This is a genomic window from Pontibacter sp. MBLB2868, from assembly GCF_051904785.1.
Taxonomy (GTDB): domain Bacteria; phylum Bacteroidota; class Bacteroidia; order Cytophagales; family Hymenobacteraceae; genus Pontibacter.
The window spans coordinates 1,097,440-1,118,743 of record NZ_CP196710.1 but is presented as its reverse complement, the minus strand read 5'-3'; the positions used below and the strand labels follow the sequence as shown (position 1 = coordinate 1,118,743).

14 protein-coding genes are annotated in these 21,304 nt (G+C 46.8%); 11 read left to right on the top strand and 3 right to left on the bottom strand.

Going from position 1 to position 21,304, the window contains the following annotated elements; genetic code table 11:
- Positions 1-106: 106 nt before the first annotated feature.
- Complete coding sequence (locus ACSX1A_RS04945; RefSeq protein WP_439882510.1) at positions 107-1,570, top strand: M48 family metalloprotease; 1,464 nt, start codon at positions 107-109, stop codon at positions 1,568-1,570.
- A gap of 132 nt (positions 1,571-1,702) precedes the next feature.
- On the opposite strand, the gene ACSX1A_RS04940 is transcribed toward ACSX1A_RS04945, so the two are convergent.
- Together ACSX1A_RS04940 and ACSX1A_RS04935 are read right to left on the bottom strand one after the other, a co-directional pair.
- Complete coding sequence (locus ACSX1A_RS04940) at positions 1,703-2,140, bottom strand: nucleoside deaminase (protein ID WP_439882509.1); 438 nt, start codon at positions 2,138-2,140, stop codon at positions 1,703-1,705.
- Between the two features lie 183 nt (positions 2,141-2,323).
- Entirely contained in the window at positions 2,324-4,759 is a 2,436-nt protein-coding gene (locus ACSX1A_RS04935; protein WP_439882508.1) for an outer membrane beta-barrel protein, read from the bottom strand.
- 329 nt (positions 4,760-5,088) lie between these two features.
- Here ACSX1A_RS04935 and ACSX1A_RS04930 point away from each other — a divergent pair, with 329 nt between their 5' ends.
- From ACSX1A_RS04930 to ACSX1A_RS04920, 3 genes are all read left to right on the top strand, one after another.
- Positions 5,089-6,129 (top strand): sensor histidine kinase, encoded by a 1,041-nt coding sequence (locus ACSX1A_RS04930; RefSeq protein ID WP_439882507.1) that lies wholly within the window; start codon positions 5,089-5,091, stop codon positions 6,127-6,129.
- Positions 6,126-6,875, top strand: a complete 750-nt coding sequence (locus tag ACSX1A_RS04925; protein WP_439882506.1) for a LytR/AlgR family response regulator transcription factor — start codon at positions 6,126-6,128, stop codon at positions 6,873-6,875. Before ACSX1A_RS04930 ends, ACSX1A_RS04925 begins: the two co-directional genes overlap by 4 nt.
- 72 nt (positions 6,876-6,947) lie before the next feature.
- Positions 6,948-8,222 carry an amidohydrolase family protein gene (locus tag ACSX1A_RS04920; protein ID WP_439883535.1) on the top strand — a complete coding sequence of 425 codons (1,275 nt, stop codon included), beginning with the start codon at positions 6,948-6,950 and terminating at the stop codon, positions 8,220-8,222.
- A gap of 6 nt (positions 8,223-8,228) precedes the next feature.
- On the opposite strand, the gene ACSX1A_RS04915 is transcribed toward ACSX1A_RS04920, so the two are convergent.
- On the bottom strand, positions 8,229-9,149 hold the full coding sequence (locus ACSX1A_RS04915; protein ID WP_439882505.1) for a mechanosensitive ion channel family protein: 921 nt from the start codon (positions 9,147-9,149) through the stop codon (positions 8,229-8,231).
- A 566-nt stretch (positions 9,150-9,715) separates the two neighbouring features.
- On the opposite strand from ACSX1A_RS04915, the gene ACSX1A_RS04910 reads away from it, so the two are divergent.
- The 7 genes from ACSX1A_RS04910 (at position 9,716) to nuoF (ending at position 21,301) form a co-directional block, all read left to right on the top strand.
- Positions 9,716-15,343, top strand: coding sequence for a PA14 domain-containing protein (locus ACSX1A_RS04910; protein ID WP_439882504.1), 5,628 nt, complete (start codon positions 9,716-9,718; stop codon positions 15,341-15,343).
- Positions 15,344-15,796: 453 nt separating this feature from the next.
- Complete coding sequence (locus tag ACSX1A_RS04905; protein ID WP_439882503.1) at positions 15,797-16,228, top strand: CBS domain-containing protein; 432 nt, start codon at positions 15,797-15,799, stop codon at positions 16,226-16,228.
- A gap of 87 nt (positions 16,229-16,315) precedes the next feature.
- Entirely contained in the window at positions 16,316-16,750 is a 435-nt protein-coding gene (locus tag ACSX1A_RS04900; RefSeq protein ID WP_439882502.1) for an NADH-quinone oxidoreductase subunit A, read from the top strand.
- A 75-nt stretch (positions 16,751-16,825) separates the two neighbouring features.
- Entirely contained in the window at positions 16,826-17,464 is a 639-nt protein-coding gene (locus tag ACSX1A_RS04895; RefSeq protein WP_439882501.1) for an NADH-quinone oxidoreductase subunit B, read from the top strand.
- 173 nt (positions 17,465-17,637) lie between these two features.
- Positions 17,638-19,389: an NADH-quinone oxidoreductase subunit C/D gene (gene nuoC, locus ACSX1A_RS04890; RefSeq protein ID WP_439882500.1), complete on the top strand. Its 1,752-nt coding sequence runs from the start codon at positions 17,638-17,640 to the stop codon at positions 19,387-19,389.
- 163 nt (positions 19,390-19,552) lie between these two features.
- The gene (gene nuoE, locus ACSX1A_RS04885) at positions 19,553-20,017 is read left to right on the top strand and encodes an NADH-quinone oxidoreductase subunit NuoE (RefSeq protein WP_439882499.1); all 465 of its coding nucleotides are present in this window, start codon (positions 19,553-19,555) and stop codon (positions 20,015-20,017) included.
- A 15-nt stretch (positions 20,018-20,032) separates the two neighbouring features.
- Positions 20,033-21,301 (top strand): NADH-quinone oxidoreductase subunit NuoF, encoded by a 1,269-nt coding sequence (gene nuoF / locus ACSX1A_RS04880; protein WP_439882498.1) that lies wholly within the window; start codon positions 20,033-20,035, stop codon positions 21,299-21,301.
- The last annotated feature ends 3 nt before the right edge of the window (positions 21,302-21,304 follow it).

Sequence of the window (21,304 nt, the reverse complement as noted above, 5' to 3'; positions counted from 1 at the left end):
GCTTTACCGCAACTTATACCTTTAGCTACCGTTGCTAGGTGTAATATAGCTTTTCTAAGATTTGAACAAAATTATCTGAAGCATACGCACTAAACCGAACTTTACTATGAGAAAATATATGATTGCCTGCCTGATGGCAGGAGTACTAACTGTATTTAACAGTTGCTCTACGAACCCTGTTACAGGTAAAAAGGAAGTTATCCTCATGTCTGAAGATCAGGAGATAGCCATGGGCGCCCAGGCAGACCCCGAAATTGTAGCCCATTTTGGCCTTTACGAAGATCCTGCCCTACAGCGCTTCATTGATGAAAAAGGCCAGAAGATGGCAGCGATCTCTCACCGTAACAATTTAAAATACTCTTTCAGGATTGTTGACTCACCTGTGATCAATGCTTTTGCTGTACCTGGAGGTTACGTATATTTTACTCGCGGAATAATGGCCTACTTTAACAACGAAGCAGAATTTGCCGGTGTGTTGGGGCACGAAATCGGCCACGTGGCGGCACGTCATTCTGCACAACAACAAAGTAAGGCTATGCTGGCTCAGCTGGGCCTTATCGTGGGGATGGTGGTTTCACCAGAGTTTGCACAATTTGCAGATATCGCTCAACAAGGGGTAGGACTTCTTTTCTTGAAATTTGGTCGTGATGCAGAGCGTGAGGCTGACAGGTTAGGTGTCGAATACTCCTCAAAAATTGGTTACGATGCGGAGGAAATGGCTGAGTTTTTTCAGACCCTGCAACGAACAAGTGAAGAAGCAGGTGCAGAGCCTGTACCTACTTTTCTGTCTACACACCCTTCCCCTGCAGATCGGCAGGTAGTTGTATCAAAGCTTGCCAAAGAATGGAAACAGAAACTAAGCCTTACCAATCCTGAAGTTGCCAGAAACAGCTATCTGAAAATGGTGGATGGGATGATCTTTGGCGAAGATCCAAAACAAGGCTTTCTGGAGAACAATGTTTTTTACCATCCGGTACTCAAATTCAAGTTTCAGACTCCCACTAACTGGGCATTCCAAAACACACCGCAGCAGGTAAGTATGGCGGATAAAGAAGGTAAAGCTATGATGACCTTCACGATCGCACCCGGGGCTAGTTTGCAGGAAGCAGCACAACAGTTGATGGAGAAGTATAAACTCCAGCCAATAGAGTCGAATAGTGTAACCGTAAATGGCTTGCCGGCCCTGGCTATTGTAGCAGATCAGCAACCAGACCAGCAACAGCAGCAGCAACAACAGGCAGCTATCCGTACTCTCACCTACCTGATCCAGTATGGAGGCAATATTTACAGCATGATGGGCATAAGCACTACAACCAATTTTAACAACTATGCGCAACTGTTTTTAAACTCCATGAAGAGCTTCAGTACATTAACGGATCCTGAAAAACTGAATCGACAGCCTGAACGCATCCAGGTCAGACCTGTAAAACAAACCAATACGCTTGCCAACGCCCTACAGGCCTATAATGTTAAAAACGACAAACTGGAAGAACATGCTATTCTGAACGGCATGAACCTACAGGATCGGGTTACGCAGGGAACGCTGATTAAAATTGTCGAGAGGAAATAAGTATACCATATCATCAAAAAGAAACGGCTGCTATGATAAATAGCAGCCGTTTCTTTTTATGCCGTGGCAGGTATGGGTAAATGCTAATAGCTGAACACTCTATTCCAATAACTGAATGATAACCGGCTGTACCTACACCCCGATATCTTCATTCCATAACTCCGGCTTCTCTTTTATAAACTGCTGCATCAGCTGGTAGCATTCCTCGTTGTCTGCCACTTCTACCTCCACTCCTTTCGATCGAAGCAGATCCTCTTCTCCCATAAATGTCTTGTTTTCGCCGATAACAACTTTAGGGATGCCATAGAGCAAAATAGTACCCGAGCACATGGCACAAGGCGACAGCGTGGTGTAGATGGTGCATTCGCGGTACACTGATGCAGGTTGGCGTCCAGCATTTTCCAGCGCATCCATTTCGCCATGCAGTACCACGCTTCCCTCCTGAATCCGCTTATTATGTCCGCGGCCTATAATTTTGCCATTGTGCACCAGCACAGAACCAATGGGTATACCTCCTTCAGCGTATCCTTTTTTGGCCTCCTCCAGGGCTGCCTGTAAAAACTCATCCATACTTAACCTTCAAATTTTAACTGTTTGATCTTAGTCTGTTAGTCATACTTCTGATGAAGTACGTTAAAAACTGTTTCAATTACCATAAGGTACATAAAAAATGAGGCACTTACCACCAGGGCAAGCGCCTCTTCTGATTCAGGACAAAATCAGAACTTAATTTCTTTATCCTGTCAATGGAGATTAGTTACGGCCGGTTCTGTTCACCTCGTCCAGGTTTATACTTTTCTTGCCAGACTTAAACTCGCTGCCTTTGCTGAAACGGTAACGAAGGTTGATCTTGAATCCTTGTGTGCCTCTGTACTGGTCAGATGCAATCACATTGCCGTTAATGTTGGTGCTACCATTTATTTTCTTTGTCTTGAAGATATCAGTCACGCTCAGGCTCAGGTCCAGTTTATCATTCATGAAAGAGCGCTTCAAACCTGCATCTACTCCCCAGTTGGCATTGATATGGTATAAGCCATAAGCAATTGGTCCCTGGTAGCCTGCGTTTAGCTCCAGGCGTATCTCTTTTGGCAACTGCACATTGTGGTTCGACTGTATGATAAAAGATACCTGGTCATTGGACAGCAGCTGCTGATCCATCTCTTCAGAAAACTTCTGGTAAAGTACGGTAGCATTGTTGTTCATCTGCCACTTAGAAGACACTTGAACCGGGGCTATAAATGTTGCAGTCAGGCTCTTCATATTATCCACGTTCTGCTGCTGGAAGTAAGTAGTCTTATCTTCAGCATTCTGCTCTGGAATCTCTCCGATAAAATCTTTTGTTACCGCATAGTCCAGCACCACGTTGTAGCGCTGCTTAATAGTTTGGGTAACGCTAAATGAGTTGGTGTACTGTGGCTTTAAGTTTGGATTACCAACCACCCATGAATAAGGATCAAGGTAGAAAATAAAGGGATTCAGGGCGCTGTATTGCGGTCTGTTTATGCGGCGGCTGTAAGAGTAGCTCACCTGGTAATTATCACTTACAGTTTGCTGCACAAACAGGCTCGGGAAAAGGTTCAGGTAATCTCGTTCCGTTGTCTGATCCATGGTTACAGAGTTACCTTTTGCAAATGTCTGCTCGGCACGCAGGCCGGCTTTCAAACTCAGTTTTTCACCGATCGTTGTGGAGTAAGAAGCGTATGCTGCCACGATCTTCTCCTCGTAAATAAAGTGGTTGCTTCTTTTACCATCCAGCTGCATCGCACCATCTGTCTCTTCATAAAACTTCAGTTCATTATCAGAAACAACCCGGCTTGCCTTTGTACCTAAGTCCAGTTTACCTGCTTTACCAACAGACTTTGTAAAATCAGCTTTTGCAGAGTAGATGTCGTAGTTGGTGGGGTTATCATACATCAATCGTTCTATTGAAATGCCAGAAGGTCTGCCAAGGCTATCCACCTGGTTCAGGAAAGTAGCATCATTCTGGCTGTACAGGCGCACATAATCCAGGTCAGCAGAGAAGGTTGTTCCGAGCGTGTCCAGTTTGCCCAGGTAGTGCAGGTTCAGGGTAGCGTTCTGGTTATCAGAAGTTCCGTTGTTCAGAGCATCGATGGCGATGTTGTTCTCCGGATTGACGTCAACTAATTTGGCCAGCGTTCGGATGTTGTCTTCGGTATTGTAAATGGACACGTCAGCCAAAAAACCAATGCTGTGGCGTTCGTTCAGATCATAGTCTGTTCCCAGGCGCAGCGCAGGCACGGTACGGGTTCCTTCCTCTCTCATGTTTTGGTTCAGCTGGCTGTTTTCCTGACCTCGGAAGTTGCGCTGCATTTTATTGATCCTGAAGTTGGTACGCTCAGCAAAATCCAGGCTGGCAAAAGAATTCCAGGGGCCTTTTTTATAATTTACTTCAGCACCTGCAGTATAACCATTTAATACATTGTGCTGGTAGCCTGCATGCAAACTTCCGTTCAAGCCAGTGTCTTTGTTCTTCTTCAGGTTGATGTTGATGATTCCTGATGAACCTTCTGCATCATATTTGGCAGATGGATTTGTAATGATCTCCAGGTCTTTGATGTTTTCACCGGATACGTTCTGAAGCAGGTTCTGCAGTTCTTTGCCGCTCAGGTAAACAAGCTTGTTATTGATCATGACCTTCACACCGGCTTTACCATTCAGCTTCAGGTCACCGTTCTGATCTATCCAGACACCAGGTGATTTTGCCAGTACTTCGTAAGCAGAGCTACCCCCTGCCATGGCTGTGTTTTCCACGTTTACCACCATCTTATCAGCATACGTCACCACCGTTGGGCGCATGGCCTGTATCTCCACCTCCTGCAGCAGCTTGGCATCTGCTTTTAAAGTGATGCCAGAAAAATCCTTTGAGGAATTTTCGCCGTTCACTTCAAACGGCTGGGAATCCTGCTGTGCATAACCCAGGAAATTTACTCTAAGTATGTACGTTCCCTTTGCTGGAGATTTGATCTGGAACTTACCTTCGGCATCAGCGATGGTGCCGTTGATAATGTTGGAACTGGAGGCTTCTAAAAGCGCCACGTTGGCAAAACCAACAGGCTGCCCCTGCTCATCTTTAACAGTACCACTAAGGAAACCATTTACTTGTGCAAAGCCTGCATGTGTTACAGTTGTAATCAGCAGCAGGAAGAGGATGTGTTGTAGATTTTTCATTTTCTTTAAGTTTTATTTGTCCTGAAATCATTTTGTTGAATCAAAGATGTAGGATAGATAGCTCCGTTGAAACCTGTTCCCGATGAACCGGGACATAGACTGAATGAAATGGGATATGAACCAAATGAACACAAACAGCAGGAATATGAAATGGGTAAAAAAGGTGGTGAAACAGCAATAAGCAAACCGAAGTAGCAGCGCTTTATACTTAGTAATAGTTCTGAGATAAGCCACTGTGTTTGCTTTTTGATGGCAAATGGCTTTAATTAGACAAGTATTTTACCCATTGGCCTTAAAGGTGGCTGTTCCGGTTATTTTATCAGTTAAACATGTTCCAGAAATCAGCACTAATCTTAAAAAAGATCGGGATTGCAATCCTTACTTCGGTGCTGTTCTTTTACGTGATGGTGTTCATTCATCAAGGCACGATCTGGTACTTTCAAACTAGCTTTCTCACGGAGCTTTCTCTCCTGATCATATTCCTGCTTGCCCTTTTCTGGACACACAATTACATCTCCAAATTTTATAGCAAGGGCTATGGAGCAAGTATAAACAGCTGGTTTAAACCATTTGTAGAGGGGGCAACGGTTATTCTGGTAACGATTGTACTAACTTTTATTCTTATGCTCCTGCCCTATTTAACCTTCGTAAAAGGTTTTAGACTGCAGGCCGAGCGTGTGCGGTTAGGCTTTGTGATTGGTACCATCGTCTCGCTGTTCTTTTACTACTTTGTGGAGCGCCAACGAAGCAATAAGCAACTGCAGGAGCAGTTCTTAAGGGCGGAGCAGTTACAAAAAGAAAATTTCAGGGCACAATTAGAGGCCTTAAAAGCCCAGGTAAATCCTCATTTCCTGTTTAACAGCCTGAATGTACTCAGTTCGCTTGTTTACAAAGATCCTAACATAGCAGCACAGTTTATTGGTCAGCTCTCAGAAGTATACCGGGCCATACTCGACAGCAGTTCGCACCAGTTGGTACCGCTGCGTGAGGAACTGAAACTGATAGAGGCATATATTTATTTGCTCAAAACCCGCTTTGGCGACAATGTACGTTTTGAAATCAATGTTGCTCCTGACAAAGAGCACCTGGAGCTCCCTCCTACTTCCCTGCAAATGCTGATCGAGAACGCCGTAAAGCACAACGGGCACACCGCACAAAAACCCTTGTTTATCAGCATAGTATCAGACGGTGACGCATTGATCGTGCGCAATAATCTGCAGCCGCGCCTTGATGAGGTGAATTCTACCAAAGTAGGTTTGCAGAACATCATCAACAGGTATAAATACCTATCGGATAAGCAGGTGCAGGTGGAGCAAACGGCTGAGGAGTTTATAGTAAAATTACCCTTACTACAAGTAGACGCAGTATGAAGATAGTGATCATTGAAGATGAACAATTAGCTGCGGATGCGCTAAAGGCTATGATCGGCGGCATTCGTCCGGAAGCGGAAATTGTTGCCACACTTGGCTCTGTAGAGGAAGCGGTGAAGTGGCTGACCTTGCACCAGGCCCCGGACCTCATCTTCTGCGACATTCACCTCTCAGATGGCAACAGCTTCGAGATATTCAGACAAGTTGAGGTACATGCACCTGTTGTGTTTACCACGGCTTACAACCAGTATGCCATTGAAGCATTTAAAGTAAACAGCGTTGATTACCTCCTAAAACCCCTGAAACCTACTGAAGTTGCCCATGCCATCAAAAAGCATGAGGACCTTAAAAAGCAGCACATTGCGGAAGGCCTGAAGGGTATACAAAAAATGGTTCAGGCACCGCAGCGCAAATCGCGGTTCCTGGTAAAGAATGGCCAATCAATTAAGGCTATACCTACACAGGAAGTAGCTTATTTCCTGGCTGAAGAGGGCGTCGTTTTTCTTTACACATTCGATGGCAAACGTTTCATTATTAACAACACCCTGGATCAGTTAGAGGAGCAACTCGACGGCGCTAATTTCTTCAGGGCTAACCGCCATCTGATGGTACATATTGATGCCGTAAAAGAAGTAAGGCCATACTTTAAAGGGCGTTTGGAGCTGCTCCTCAACCCACATATCGAATCCGAACAGATTGTGAGCAGCAGCAGGGCTCCACACTTCAAAGAATGGCTGGATATGTAGTAAAGCTTCACGCTTTACAAAATGGCCACAGGAATTAAAATTAAGGACTTAAACACATTAGTTAACCCCAGCATGCGCTATACTCCGAGCATCCTCATACTAATTTGCACCCTTTTAACCCAGTTAAGTTTTGCCCAGACCCTTACCCCGGATACATACTTTGTTTTAAAACCGGATAGGGTGTTTGATGGCGAATCCATGCATGAAGGATGGCAGGTACTGGTGCATAACAACAAGATAGAAAGTGTTGGCGACCTGAAAAACGTACCTGCCTCAGCAAAAGTGATGGATCTGAAAGGTACTACGCTCATGCCCGGTATGATAGAAGGACACAGCCACCTGCTGCTTCACCCTTACAACGAAACACCCTGGAACGACCAGGTATTAAAAGAGTCAAGAGCTGAGCGCGTAGCCCGTGCAACAAACCATGCACGCCAGACACTGATGGCAGGCTTTACCACAGTGCGAGATCTGGGTACGGAAGGTGCCGGGTATGATGATGTAGGATTAAAACAGGCCATTGAAAAAGGAGTAATTCCGGGGCCACGCATGATCATCGCGACCAGGGCAATTGTAGCGTCGGGTAGTTATGGCCCCAAGGTGCTGAGTTATGATATTGAGTCACCGGTTGGAGCAGCTGAGGCAGATGGCATGGAAGAATTAACAAAAGAAGTCAGGACACAGATTGGGAAAGGGGCAGATGTGATCAAGGTGTATGCTGACTACCGGTGGGGGTTAAATGGAGCCGCAAAACCTACTTTTACGACAGATGAACTGAAGAAAATTGTTGAAATTGCCAACAGCGGTGGCAGACCTGTAGTGGCCCATGCCGCAACGGAAGAGGGAATGCGCAGGGCCATTATGGCAGGTGTATCCACGATAGAGCACGGCGACAACGCGACACCGGAAATATACCGCCTCATGAAAAAGAATAACGTAGCCCTCTGCCCTACCCTCGCCGCCGGAGATGCCATATCGCAATACAATGGCTGGGAAAAAGGAAGCGGGCCAGAGCCAGAACGTATCCGTGAAAAGCGTAAAAGCTTTGCCGCTGCCATGGATGCAGGTGTTACCATTTGCATGGGTGGTGACGTAGGTGTCTTTCCGCACGGTGACAATGCCCGTGAAATGGAAATGATGGTTGATTATGGAATGAAACCACTGAACGTATTGCGTGCCGCCACTTCGGTTAATGCCGATGTGTTTAAAGTAGCCGATAAAATAGGCAGGATTAAACCGGGTTTGCTCGCTGACCTGGTTGCCGTAGCCGGAAATCCTACAGAAGATATCGCACAGGTGAGAAAGGTACAGATGGTAATGAAGGACGGAAAAGTGTACAAGCAGTAAAAGCTGTCAAGGCACATCATATCCCTGCATTTTCTGGCCTTCATTAGCCTGGTAAAAACGTGTGGTTGGGTATGCAAATCGCACATCATCGGTGCTGGCAAAAGCGGTGAGTACATCTTCCCAAATGTCATTCGTGCTTTTCCTGCGCCTTAATACACTGCACATGTAGCGCATGGTTAGCCGGATGCCATTTTCCTGAACATCAGTAAAAAGGCTGGGACTGAAGTCGTCATAAAATATAAGATGCCTTTGCGACTGCCGCTTTACCTGTTGCATGGCCTGTTCTGATAACTTTTCGTCATGCTTGTCGACTATTTCCGTAAGAATGGCCTTTGCCCTGTGCCAGTTACTTTCGAAGGTAACAACCACTGTTACCTCGTTCCATATAAAAGGAAAGCCATAGTTATAGTTCGCCTGCGGGTCTGTAAACAAGCGTCCGTTCGGGATATTGACCACACGTCCGGTAGCCTGGTCGGCATTTACCCACCCCCTGATCTCGTTCACGGAGAACTGAAACAACCTGATATCGATCACATCGCCAATAATATCACCCACCTGCACTCTGTCACCTATACGGAAAGGCCGTTTCCAAATAATAAACAACCACCCGGCCATGTTAAGCACAGGTTCGCGGAGGGCCAGCACCAGACCAGCGGAAAGCAAGCCTAAAAAAGTCGCAATGGACCTGAGACCTCCAAACCAGACATTGACAAGCAGTATAATGCCGATGCCTGTTATGATATAGTTCGTAAACTTTCGCCACTGATACCGCTTACGGATATCTTTCTCGCGTTTAAAAGCAATGCTTAACACCAGCGTGCTCATAAGCCACAACCCCAGCACAACAGCCAGTGTTACAAGCAGATGTTGGTAAAACTCTGAGCTAACTCCCGTGAATGACTCTAACCAATTAGTTATTTTACGCATAAATCCTGCTTTGCTTGTGCCTTACGAGGTTTGGCATCTGCAGGATGTTTTTGTATTAATTCTAACAGGAAACATTCGTTTCTGATCAAGCCATACCGGTTGCCATCAGCAGCTTTAATATATACATATTAACAGGTAGTGAGAAACAGTTCAAACTTAAAGTAGAAGTATACTTCTGAAGAGTAATATTATGGGCTTTTATAGCAACTAGCTCAATTCTAAGTCGTAAAAATGTGTATTAAAAAATTATTTTTTTATAATTAACTGTTAAATTTTCATACAGTTACTCTTGCTACCCTACCATACCCTGATCAGTACACTTATTTAAGTATTGACCTGGAGTCCATTTCGCCCTTCTCCTGAACTAAGCATTAGTAGTAGTTGCCGTAGCACTTTTTCTTATTTTTTTAATACTTAATACCTGACACATGCCTCATAACTTTACCCTGAGAGCTGTTTGTACGTTGCTCCGTTTTTACATTAAAACCTGCAGCAGCCGATTCAAATATAGCTTACAAGTTCCTGTTAGTTTATTGATCATTTTCTTGCTCAGCAGCCAACCGTCTTTGGGGCAGCCAACTGGATTTTCAGACACACAGATAGGTGAAAACTGGAATGCAGCTGTTGGTCTTACGTTTTCAAAAGACGGAAACAGTATGTTTGTTTGGGAAAAGGGAGGTAAAGTATGGCTTGTAGAAAATGGCCAGAAACTCGCAACACCTTTCCTCAATATAAGCGAAGAAGTTGGAGACTGGAAAGATCACGGCATGCTAGGCTTTGCACTGGACCCAGACTTTGACAAGAATGGCTATGTATATGTGCTGTATGTAGTAGACCGCCATCACCTTTTATACTACGGCACGGGAAGTTACAACCCTAATGCCAATGAATATTTTAATGCCACTATTGGCCGCCTGACACGCTACACTGCCCGGACATCAGACAATAAACATACTGTTGACCCGGCAAGCAGAAAAATATTGATAGGTGAAACAAAGAGCACAGGCCTGCCTATACTTTATACCGGGCACGGGGTTGGAGATTTGAAGTTTGGGGAGGACGGTTCGTTGCTCCTTTCCATCGGTGACGGTGCCTCAGCTGGCTACGTGGATAAAGGGTACGACCCTGCCAACCCAAATGACACTTATATTCCACAAGCGATACAGGATGGCATCATAACCAGTAAAGAAAATATAGGTGCTTTTCGTGCACAGCAAGTTAACTGCATAAATGGCAAAATACTGCGGGTTGACCCGGCAACAGGTAACGGGCTGCCATCTAACCCATTCTATAATTCTTCAGCACCTCGTTCTCCAGCCTCCAGAGTATGGGCTCTCGGGTTCAGAAATGTGTTCCGGTTTACTATAAAGCCAGGAACTGGAGGCGCTGGATTTCCGGGAATTATTTATGCCGGTGATGTGGGCTGGTATAATTGGGAGGAAATAGATGTGGTAAAAAAGGCGGGGACCAACTTTGGCTGGCCTATTTATGAAGGTTTAACGCAACAGGAATGGTATTACCATGTGCAGGTCCCGGACAATTATGATCCACAAAACCCCCTGTATGGCCAGAATGGCTGTACGCAACAATATTTTTATTACGGAAATCTGATTCAGCAACCCAAGAAAACACTCCCACCCTATTTTGGCAACCCCTGCGATTATTTTAATACCTCCATACCTGATACCTACAAGAAGTTTGTGCACCAGAGGCCCGCATTTGATTGGTGGCACAAAGAAAAAGGCACTGCCTCTCGTACAGGGATTTTTACCGGCGAAGATGCCGATGTAGCCTTATTGGGATCCGCATCCTCACCGGTAAGTGGCCCACAGTTTACAGGAAGCTCTGTTACAGGAGGCATCTGGTACACTGGTGATGATTTTCCGGCATCATACAAAAACACCTATTTCTTTGGCGATTATGTTGATGGATGGATCAGGAGTTCAAAATTTGATGCCGCTGATGCTCCGCAGTCTGTAGCTGATTTTATTAATAAGGATGCTCATGTCGTTGCGATGGCTTCAAATCCTGTATCAGGTGGTCTATACTATATCAACTATGCCTACCAGTTGCGCAAGGTAAGCTATAATGCCACCAACAGTCCACCAAAAGCAGTAGCAACCGCAGACAAACTATATGGTAAAAGCCCACTGACAGTACAGTTCACAGGGAGTAACTCAACTGATCCTGAAGGCAAACCATTGACCTATGACTGGGACTTCGGAGATGGCTCCACACATGCTGTGCAAGCTAATCCGAGCCATACCTTCTCGGTGACAGGCAACGTGGTGTTTAAAGTAACACTAAAAGTTACGGATGCAGGTGGGGCATCTGCCACTGCAACGTTAAACATATCAGTTAACAACACACCACCTCTTGTAAACATAACAAGTCCTCCGGATGGCACCAAATACCCTATGTCAGAAAATAAGGTGTATACGTTAGCTGCTGATGTTAAGGACCAGGAGAGTGCAACTACTGCCCTTTCATATGAATGGCAGACAACATTGCACCACAACACACATACCCACCCTGAACCAATAGACACAAACCCTACCACCACAACTACCATCACCCCGATCGGTTGCGACGGAGAAACCTATTTTTACAGGATTTCACTTAAAGTTACAGATCCCGGTGGTTTGTCTGCTACTGACTTTGTGGATCTTTACCCGGACTGCTCCGGTATAATTACAAAACCAATCGCCCTTACATCCCCTACTGAAGGGCAGACATTTACAGCTGGTAGTGCGATAAATCTAAGTGTGAGCTTTCTTGAAGTTGCCAGAGAATGGGCGAAAGTCGAGTATTATCAGGGAACAACTAAAATTGCAGAATCTACAGCAGCGCCATATGCAGCTACCTGGTATAACGCCCCGGGAGGGACCTACTCACTAAAAGCCATTGGCACCGACAAAGACAACCACGTTGTTGCTTCTGACCCCGTATCTATAACTGTAACGGGAGCAGGCGGTGGCACAGTAACCGGCAAAATTTCGCGGGAGTTCTGGTCCAATGTCTCTGGTTATGGAGTAACCTCCATCCCGATAAACACCACCCCGAGCAGCGTGAGCGAGCCAACTCTTTTTGAGGCACCTTCCAACATTGCTGACAACTATGGCACCCGCATGCGCGGCTATGTGACAGCGCCGGTAAGCGGGCAGTACACCTTCTGGATTGCCGCCGACAACAATGCTGACCTCTACCTGAGCACCTCCGAAGACCCGGCAGCCAAAGTGAAGCTGGCCTTCGTCAATGGCTGGACCAACCCGCGCGAGTGGACCAAGTACGGCACGCAGCAGTCGGTAAAGGTGAGCCTGCAGGCCGGCAAGCGCTACTATATCGAGGCCCTGCACAAGGAAGAAGCTGGCGGGGATAACCTGGCCGTGGGCTGGCAGTTGCCCGATGCAACCATGGAAAGACCGATTCCAGGTAACAGGCTCTCTCCGTTCGTTATTTCTCAGCCACCAGCAGACAACAAAGCCCCGGTAGTAAGTATCAGTAGCCCGGCCAACAATGCCAGCTTTTTGTTAGGACAAGGGCTAACTGTTACAGCAACTGCTTCAGATACGGATGGGCAGGTGACAAATGTTGAGTTCTTTGCTAATGGTGTAAAAGTGGGCCAGGATACCAGTAACCCATACAGCCTAAGCTGGACACCAAACACTGCCGCTAGCTATACTTTAACAGCAAAAGCTACTGACAATTCCGGTGCTACAACTACTTCGGCACCTGTTACTATTCTCGTAACTGCATCAACCACAAAAACCTACCAGATCCTTACCTTAGGAAACTCTATAACGCAGGGCTCCAACACTTCACAGAGTTACAGATACCCGCTCTGGAAGAAACTTATTGATGCCAATTACAATTTTAACATGGTCGGCTCCCAGAACAGCAACTACAACGGAAACCCATCGTGGCCAAACTATAACAACAAGATTTTTGATCAGGACCATGAAGGTCACTGGGGCTGGAAGGTAGATCAACTGCTTAACGGTTATACTACAGGGTCAACTGACAAATTAGCTACCTGGCTCAGCAGCTATACCCCAGATATTGCCCTGCTTCACCTTGGCACCAATGATATGTTCTATAACCAGTCAGTTAGCGAGACGATCGGCGAAATAAGGGAAGTTATAAGATTGTTACGACAGGATAATCCTAAAGTCGCCCTACTTCTGGCAAAGATAATCCCGGCGGACCTCCAGATTGTGGGGCCACAGGCAGCTGAAAATATAAACCTGTTAAATATTGAGATTCCGAAACTGGTTTCAGAGCTAAATACCACCACCTCGCCTGTGATACTCGTTGATCAGACAACCGGCTTTGACCCTAGTAAAGGAGCGGATACCTATGATGGTGTACACCCGAATGCCAGTGGTGAGGAGAAAATGGCCCAGAAATGGATGGGTGCTATTCAAAAGATCATAACCGGCACGACACCGCCACCTGTTATTTCACACACACTAACTGTCACTACTGTTGGCTCAGGTTCAGTTTCTCCGGCAGGCGGAACGTATCAGGAGGGAACATCTGTGACATTAACCGCCACCGCTGCTACCGGGTTTGTTTTCAGTGGCTGGAGCGGTTCAGTAACAGGCACTGCCAATCCGGTTACGCTGGTGATGGATGCAAACAAGAACGTAACAGCTACTTTTACGGAATCTGGTACTCCACCACCTCCTACAGTAACCGGTAAAATTTCGCGGGAGTTCTGGTCCAATGTCTCTGGTTATGGAGTAACCTCCATCCCGGTAAACACCACCCCGAGCAGCGTGAGCGAGCCAACCCTTTTTGAGGCACCTTCCAACATTGCTGACAACTATGGCACCCGCATGCGCGGCTATGTGACAGCGCCGGTAAGCGGCCAGTACACCTTCTGGATTGCCGCCGACAACAACGCCGACCTCTACCTGAGCACCTCCGAAGACCCGGCAGCCAAAGTGAAGCTGGCCTTCGTCAATGGCTGGACCAATCCGCGCGAGTGGACCAAGTACAGCACGCAGCAGTCGGTAAAGGTGAGCCTGCAGGCCGGCAAGCGCTACTATATCGAGGCCCTGCACAAGGAAGAAGCTGGCGGGGATAACCTGGCCGTGGGCTGGCAGTTGCCCGATGCAACCATGGAAAGACCGATACCCGGTAACAGGCTCTCTCCATACAAGGGAGGTACGGCCCCGCTCCCAACTACTTATGTGCTATCGGTATCTGTGGAAGGTTCAGGCACTGTGTCTTCATCCGGGGGAAGTTACGCCAGTGGCATGGTAGTACAGTGTACTGCCACTCCTGCTTCAGGCTATGTTTTTGCAGGATGGAGCGGCAGTATTTCAAGCACTGCTAATCCATTGTCTTTAGTAATGGATAGCAACAAATCAATTAAAGCAACCTTTACCCCTTCAACATCTCCCCCAACCACAACTGGTAAAATTACGAGGGAGTACTGGGCCGGTTTAACAGGGTATGGCATTTCTTCGATACCTCTTACCTCCACTCCTACAAGTAGAAATGAACTTAGTACGTTTGAGGCCCCAACGAACATCGCTGATAATTATGGCACGCGTGTGAGAGGCTATATTACCGCACCGGCTACCGGACAGTACACCTTCTGGATTGCCGGTGACAATGATGTTGAGCTATGGCTGGGTACTTCTGATGCTGTTAGCTCCAGGCAGCGCATCGCTTACATGTACAACGGCTGGACCAACCCGCGTGAGTGGACCAAGTACGGCACGCAGCAATCCATTAAAATTACGCTGCAGGCAGGCCAGAAATACTACATCGAAGCATTGCATAAAGAAGAGAATGGGGGCGACAACCTGGCTGTTAGGTGGCAATTACCAGATGGAACGCTGGAAAGACCGGTTCCGGGCAACAGGCTTTCTCCTTTTTTACAAGCCTCAACAATACAAGCCCTGGCTCAGTATGAAAGTACAAGCCAGCCGGATGAAATAACAGTATATCCTAACCCTTTTAAACAGGAAATTACGCTATTGGTGCCACCGGAGACCGAGCTAAAAAGTATTGTACTCTATGACCTGACAGGCAGGAAATTATTCGAAAAAGTTACCGGTCTTAATTCTGAAAACGGTACCCTACGCTTAGTGGTAAATCAGGCACTTACCAAAGGAATATACTTCCTGCGGATACAAGACAGCCACGATAATCTGAAAAGTATTAAGGTTATCAGGGATTGATATTTACCTGATTCAGGAGTCACAAAATTAGGCTACACATAGCAAAGTGCTCCGGCAGCAGCTATGTGTAGCTAGGTTCTGTGACTCTTGTTATTTCAGGTATGCTATCGGTTAAAATGATCTTGCTATAAAAGTGCAGTCCGGGGTGGTGCGCCTGCTGTAACAGTAATCGTAACTATAAATTGGTAACTCATAACAGTTTAAAAACAAGCTGTTGACACTACGAATTTTAAAACCCATTCCTCACTAAAATTATCAAGTAGGTGTTCTTTTCACCTGGGCTGGCTAGGATTTAAACTATTGTGAATCAGCCTAAAGCGTTGTTAAACAGGCAACAATGAGTATTTTACTTAATAAAAGGATATTTCTACTATTTTTTTGACCTTTTTTCAAAAGCTCCGTATATAAAAAATATTCAAAAATTCATTATCAATTCATTTACAGGAGGTTGAAATGGGAACAGTTAGAAACATACTTCAACAAAAAGAAAACAAGATTTTCTCTGTTAACCCAAACGACACAGTTTTCAGTGCCCTTGAAAAGATGGTCGAGAATAACATAGGCGCTTTACTAGTTGTTGACGAAGGCAAATTTGTTGGAATTTTTACTGAGCGGGATTACGCCAGAAAGGTCATCCTGAAAGGGAAAGCCTCTAAGGAGACACAGATCAAAGAGATCATGAGTGAGCGTCCGCCATCTGTGAACCCCGACAACACCATGGAAGAATGTATGGCCCTTATGACGACCAAATACATCAGACACTTACCTGTTTTTGAAAACGGAGAACTTGTCGGCCTTATCTCCATAGGCGACATTGTAAAATACATAATCGACGAACAAAAATTCATTATCGAGAATCTCGAGCATTACATTTCCGGTACCTGATAACCAAGTGGGTTACGCAGCACCGAAAGTGAATACCTAATTTTTTGTTGTATCAACGAATTCTATTCGCCCGGAGGCGGAGTGTCTATGTATGCTTCAAATGAAAATGGTGTGCTTCTGTGGCCCCTGCTTGTGTATGGCGCCATTGTATTAAGCCTGGTTGTATTGATCCTTGGCTTGTCTTACGTGCTGGGGCAGCGAACAAACGAACGGGCCACAGGTCAGCCTTATGAAGGGGGTATTTTAGGGGCCGGTTCTGCCCGTTTACGCTTCTCCTCACAGTTCTACCTGGTGGCAATGCTGTTCGTGATCTTCGATGTTGAAACCGTTTTTATACTTTCCTGGGCCATTGCTTTTCGTGAATTGGGCTGGTACGGCTACATAGGTGTACTTGTGTTTATCATGCTGTTGGTGGTGGTGCTGGTCTATGAATGGCGAAATGGTGCACTGGACTTCGGGCCAGACGGGAAAAAGATCCTTAAAGCATACAAACGAATGTTACAAAACCCCTCAGATGACTAAATAATACCAAAAAAAAGATTTTATAGAGGCAAAACGCCAACTCAATTCAAACACACAACTCTTTATTTAAAGCCTATGAAATGGTGGCTAAGTAAACCCGATGCACCAGCAAACACAATAAAAGGGACCGGCTCATACGAGGAGGCTGTACAGCAGAGTATCATGCTGAGCACTGTACAGGACCTGGTTGCCTGGGGACGCCGGAACTCAATGTGGCCCTTTCACTTTGGTTTGTCCTGCTGCTTTGTAGAGATGGCCACCAGTATGACGCCAAAGTATGATGTGGCCCGCTTTGGTGCGGAGGTTATTCGTGGTACTCCGCGGGAGGCAGATGTTATGATCATCGCCGGTACTGTATTCATTAAAATGGCCCCGATCATAAAGCGCTTACACGAGCAGATGATGGAACCTAAATGGGTGATTTCCATGGGATCATGTGCTAACTCAGGTGGCATGTATGATATCTACAGCGTGGTGCAGGGAGTAGATAAGTTTTTACCGGTGGATGTCTACGTACCCGGCTGCCCTCCCCGTCCAGACGCTTTTATGGAAGGCCTGATGCTTCTGGCTGAGGGAGTAGGAAAAGAAAAAAGACCCCTGAGCTGGACGATAGGTGAACAAGGCGTGATTAGGGCCGATAAAACTGAGGTGAAAGCCCGAAAAAGAGAAAGATGGGACTCAATGACGGAATTCCGTTCCCCGGATGAAGTTTAGGGATATCAAATTATAAAATATAAAGGGTGATAAGCCCGAATTACTGGCGACAGAGGCGGTTCATGCTGCAAAGCAGCATGATGGAATAAAAGATTGTATTTGGCACAAAGTTAAATTAAGGTAGTACAGATGAGTTAAGGATAGTTTTAAGTTTAAATTTTTCATTCCTCCTTATGGAAAATAACAGCGGCACATTGCTTGAACTGCAGACAAGGTTCGGCGAAGACACGTTTACACAGCAAACTACAACGGACGAGATTCTCACCCTGTGGCTATCCTGCGACAAACTGAAAGAGGTTCTGACTTTCCTGAAGTCGGCAACTACCAAACCTTTCCGGATGCTTTACGACCTGGCTGCCATAGATGAAAGGACACGAAGTAAAAAAAGCAACCACCACCCTACCTCTACCTTCACATTAGTATACCACCTTTTCTCTTTTGAGCGGAATGAGTTTATACGCCTGAAAGTAGCCATGACAGATGAATTTCCTACTGCTCCGAGTATTACCAGTATCTGGATGAATGCCAACTGGTATGAGCGTGAGGTATACGATATGTTCGGTATCAAATTCGAAGGCCACCCACATTTGTCCCGCATTCTGATGCCCAGAACCTGGGTAGGACACCCTCTTCGGAAAGAACACCCCGCACGCGCCACTGAAATGGGGCCTTTCCAGCTTTATGATGATAAAGTGGACCTCGAACAATCGGCTCTTCAGTTTAAGCCTGAAGAATGGGGACTGGAACGGCAAAGCGAGGACAGTGATTTCATGTTTCTCAATATTGGGCCGCAGCACCCTGGTACGCACGGCGTGCTCCGCATCATTCTGCAGCTGGATGGAGAAGACATCGTAGATGCCATTCCTGACATTGGCTTTCATCACCGGGGAGCTGAAAAAATGGGGGAACGCCAGTCATGGCATACATACATACCTTACACTGACAGAGTGGATTACCTGGGCGGTGTGATGAATAACCTGGCCTATCTTCTATCAGTTGAGAAGCTTGCCGGGATAGAAGTGCCTGAACGGGTGAAAGTGATCCGGGTAATGCTCTGTGAACTCTTCCGGATAGCGAGTCACCTGGTTTGGTACGGCACCTTCGCCCAGGACCTGGGGCAGCTTTCCCCTGTATTTTACATGTTCTCAGACAGGGAGCGCGTGTTCAGTATCATTGAGGCGGTTTGCGGCGGACGCATGCACCCGAACTGGTTCCGGATAGGTGGTGTAGCGCAGGATCTGCCTATTGGCTGGGAAAAACTGGTACAGGATTTCCTTAACTACTTCCCGAAACGGCTGAAGGAATACGACAGCATGGTCATGAAGAACAGCCTGTTTAAAGCACGTACGGTGGGTATTGGCATCTTTACCTTGGACGAAGCTATTGAATGGGGCGTTACCGGCCCGGGGTTGAGAGCCTGCGGCATGGAGTGGGACTTCCGCAAAAAGCGTCCCTATTCCGGATACGAAATGTTCGACTTTGATATTCCGACTGCATCCAACGGCGACTGTTATGACAGGGCTGTGGTGCGGGTTGCAGAAATGCGGCAAAGCCTGCGTATCATAGAACAATGCCTGAAAAATATGCCGGAGGGTCCTTATAAAGCTGACCATCCGCTCACTACTCCTCCGCTCAAAAAACATACCATGCATGATATTGAAACCCTGATCACCCACTTTTTGGGGGTGAGTTGGGGACCTGTGATACCACCCGGGGAAGCCATGAGTTGCATTGAGGCCACGAAAGGTGCAAACGGATATTACCTGACCAGTGACGGGAACACCTCTCCTTACCGGGTCAGGATCCGGACTCCCTCTTTCCCGCACATGCAAATGCTACCCTATATCAGCAAAGGCTACACGGTAGCTGATATGCTCTCTATACTTGGGGCAATGGACTATGTGCTGGCAGATGTGGACAGGTAGTACATACAATAAGTGAATGAATAACATGGTGCATGTTGGCGCAGTACTGGAGTACGCGCCACGTGTACCACCAATATAAACAGGCTTTTACGCTACAGGGCCGGAACATACTCGGTAGTAGTTTAAAAGTCTTATGTCAGGCTCTGATACTGGTGACTTAACTATGCTTACAACAGAGGAAATACAGAAAATCGAACATGAGATTTCGCTAGTTCCGTTACGGAAAGCGGCCTGCGTGGAGGCACTTAAGGTGGTGCAGAAGCATCGTGGCTGGGTATCGGATGATGTTTTAAAAGCTGTAGCAGAATACATGGATATGTCGGCAGCAGAACTCGATAGTGTGGCAACGTTCTACAACCTGATTTTCAGGCAACCCGTGGGCAGGCATGTGATACTGGTGTGCGACAGCATCAGTTGTTGGGTAATGGGCTATGAAAACATAAAAGAAGGCCTCACCCTGAAATTAGGCATCCAGTATGGGCAAACAACACCTGACGGGCGCTTCACCATACTTCCCAACGTTTGCCTTGGCTGCTGCGATCATGCCCCGGCACTGATGATAGACGATGACCTGTACCAGGACATCACACTGGATAAACTCGATGAGTTACTGGAAAAATACGCCTGATAAAGGATTGGCACCATGGAAACTCCACTTACCCAACATATCGTAGCCGGCAGAAAACCCCTCAGCTTAAAAGAGTATGAGCAGGCAGGCGGTTATCAGTCCGTTCGGAAAGCGCTCAAGCAGATGACTCCGGCTGAAGTAACCGAGCTGGTAAAAGCCTCTAACCTGAAAGGCCGTGGCGGTGCCGGATTCAGTACGGGTATGAAGTGGAGTTTTGTGCCGATGGACGTATCAGGGCCAAAATACCTTATTGCCAACGCAGATGAGATGGAGCCGGGTACGTTCAAAGACAGGCTACTGCTCGAAGGAAATCCGCACCAGTTGATAGAAGGTATGATCGTGGCGGCCTATGCTATACAAGCCGACACCTCCTATGTATTTCTACGGTGGGCTTACAAACTGGCAGCCCATGAAATAACCAAAGCAATTCAGGAAGCTTATGATGCCGGCTACCTGGGTAAAAACATCCTGGGCTCAGACTTTCACCTTGAAATGCACCTGCACACGGGTGTCGGGCGCTATATCTGCGGTGAGGAAACTGCCCTGATCAATGCCCTTGAAGGGAAACGAGCCAACCCCAGGGCTAAGCCTCCTTTCCCGCAGGTAAGCGGGCTTTATGGCAGGCCGACTATCGTCAACAATGTTGAAACGCTGTGCTGCCTCCCCCATATTGTAAATAATGGAGCAGACTGGTTTAAAGGGATCAGTAAAAGCGAGGATTCGGGTACTAAGCTCTATGGTGTAAGCGGTAAAGTGAAGCGGCCAGGTACCTGGGAGTTGCCGATGGGTGTTACGGTGCGGGAGTTACTGGAAGAATATGCCGGGGGCATGAAAGACGGAGTGAAGTTCAGAGGACTCCTTCCCGGAGGTGCTTCCACTGACTTTCTGGTAGAAGAGCACCTCGATGTAAAAATGGATTACCCTTCAGTTACCAAAGCTGGCAGCAGGATGGGCACCGGCACAATGATCGTGCTCGACGACAAGACCTGTCCTGTTGGTTTTGTCCTTAACCTGCAGCACTTTTTTGCGCAGGAATCCTGCGGTTTCTGTACCCCTTGCCGCGAAGGGCTGCCGTGGGTAGAGAAGATCCTGCTGGCCCTGGAACGGGGCGAAGGTAAACCGGAAGATATGAACATACTTGATTTTCACACCCAGTTCCTTGGCCCCGGAAATACTTTCTGTGCCCTCGCCCCCGGTGCAATGGAGCCTCTCCAAAGCGCCTTAAAATATTTCAGAGCTGATTTTGAACGACACATCACCGAACATAAATGCCCATGGAGGTAACAT

Excerpts from the sequence above, each read along its gene's own strand:
- ACSX1A_RS04945 (WP_439882510.1), top strand. The coding sequence starts at position 107 with ATGAGAAAATATATGATTGCCTGCCTGATGGCAGGAGTACTAACTGTA.
- ACSX1A_RS04940 (WP_439882509.1), bottom strand. The coding sequence starts at position 2,140 with ATGGATGAGTTTTTACAGGCAGCCCTGGAGGAGGCCAAAAAAGGATAC.
- ACSX1A_RS04935 (WP_439882508.1), bottom strand. The coding sequence starts at position 4,759 with ATGAAAAATCTACAACACATCCTCTTCCTGCTGCTGATTACAACTGTA.
- ACSX1A_RS04930 (WP_439882507.1), top strand. The coding sequence starts at position 5,089 with ATGTTCCAGAAATCAGCACTAATCTTAAAAAAGATCGGGATTGCAATC.
- ACSX1A_RS04925 (WP_439882506.1), top strand. The coding sequence starts at position 6,126 with ATGAAGATAGTGATCATTGAAGATGAACAATTAGCTGCGGATGCGCTA.
- ACSX1A_RS04920 (WP_439883535.1), top strand. The coding sequence starts at position 6,948 with ATGCGCTATACTCCGAGCATCCTCATACTAATTTGCACCCTTTTAACC.
- ACSX1A_RS04915 (WP_439882505.1), bottom strand. The coding sequence starts at position 9,149 with ATGCGTAAAATAACTAATTGGTTAGAGTCATTCACGGGAGTTAGCTCA.
- ACSX1A_RS04905 (WP_439882503.1), top strand. The coding sequence starts at position 15,797 with ATGGGAACAGTTAGAAACATACTTCAACAAAAAGAAAACAAGATTTTC.
- ACSX1A_RS04900 (WP_439882502.1), top strand. The coding sequence starts at position 16,316 with ATGTATGCTTCAAATGAAAATGGTGTGCTTCTGTGGCCCCTGCTTGTG.
- ACSX1A_RS04895 (WP_439882501.1), top strand. The coding sequence starts at position 16,826 with ATGAAATGGTGGCTAAGTAAACCCGATGCACCAGCAAACACAATAAAA.
- nuoC (WP_439882500.1), top strand. The coding sequence starts at position 17,638 with ATGGAAAATAACAGCGGCACATTGCTTGAACTGCAGACAAGGTTCGGC.
- nuoE (WP_439882499.1), top strand. The coding sequence starts at position 19,553 with ATGCTTACAACAGAGGAAATACAGAAAATCGAACATGAGATTTCGCTA.
- nuoF (WP_439882498.1), top strand. The coding sequence starts at position 20,033 with ATGGAAACTCCACTTACCCAACATATCGTAGCCGGCAGAAAACCCCTC.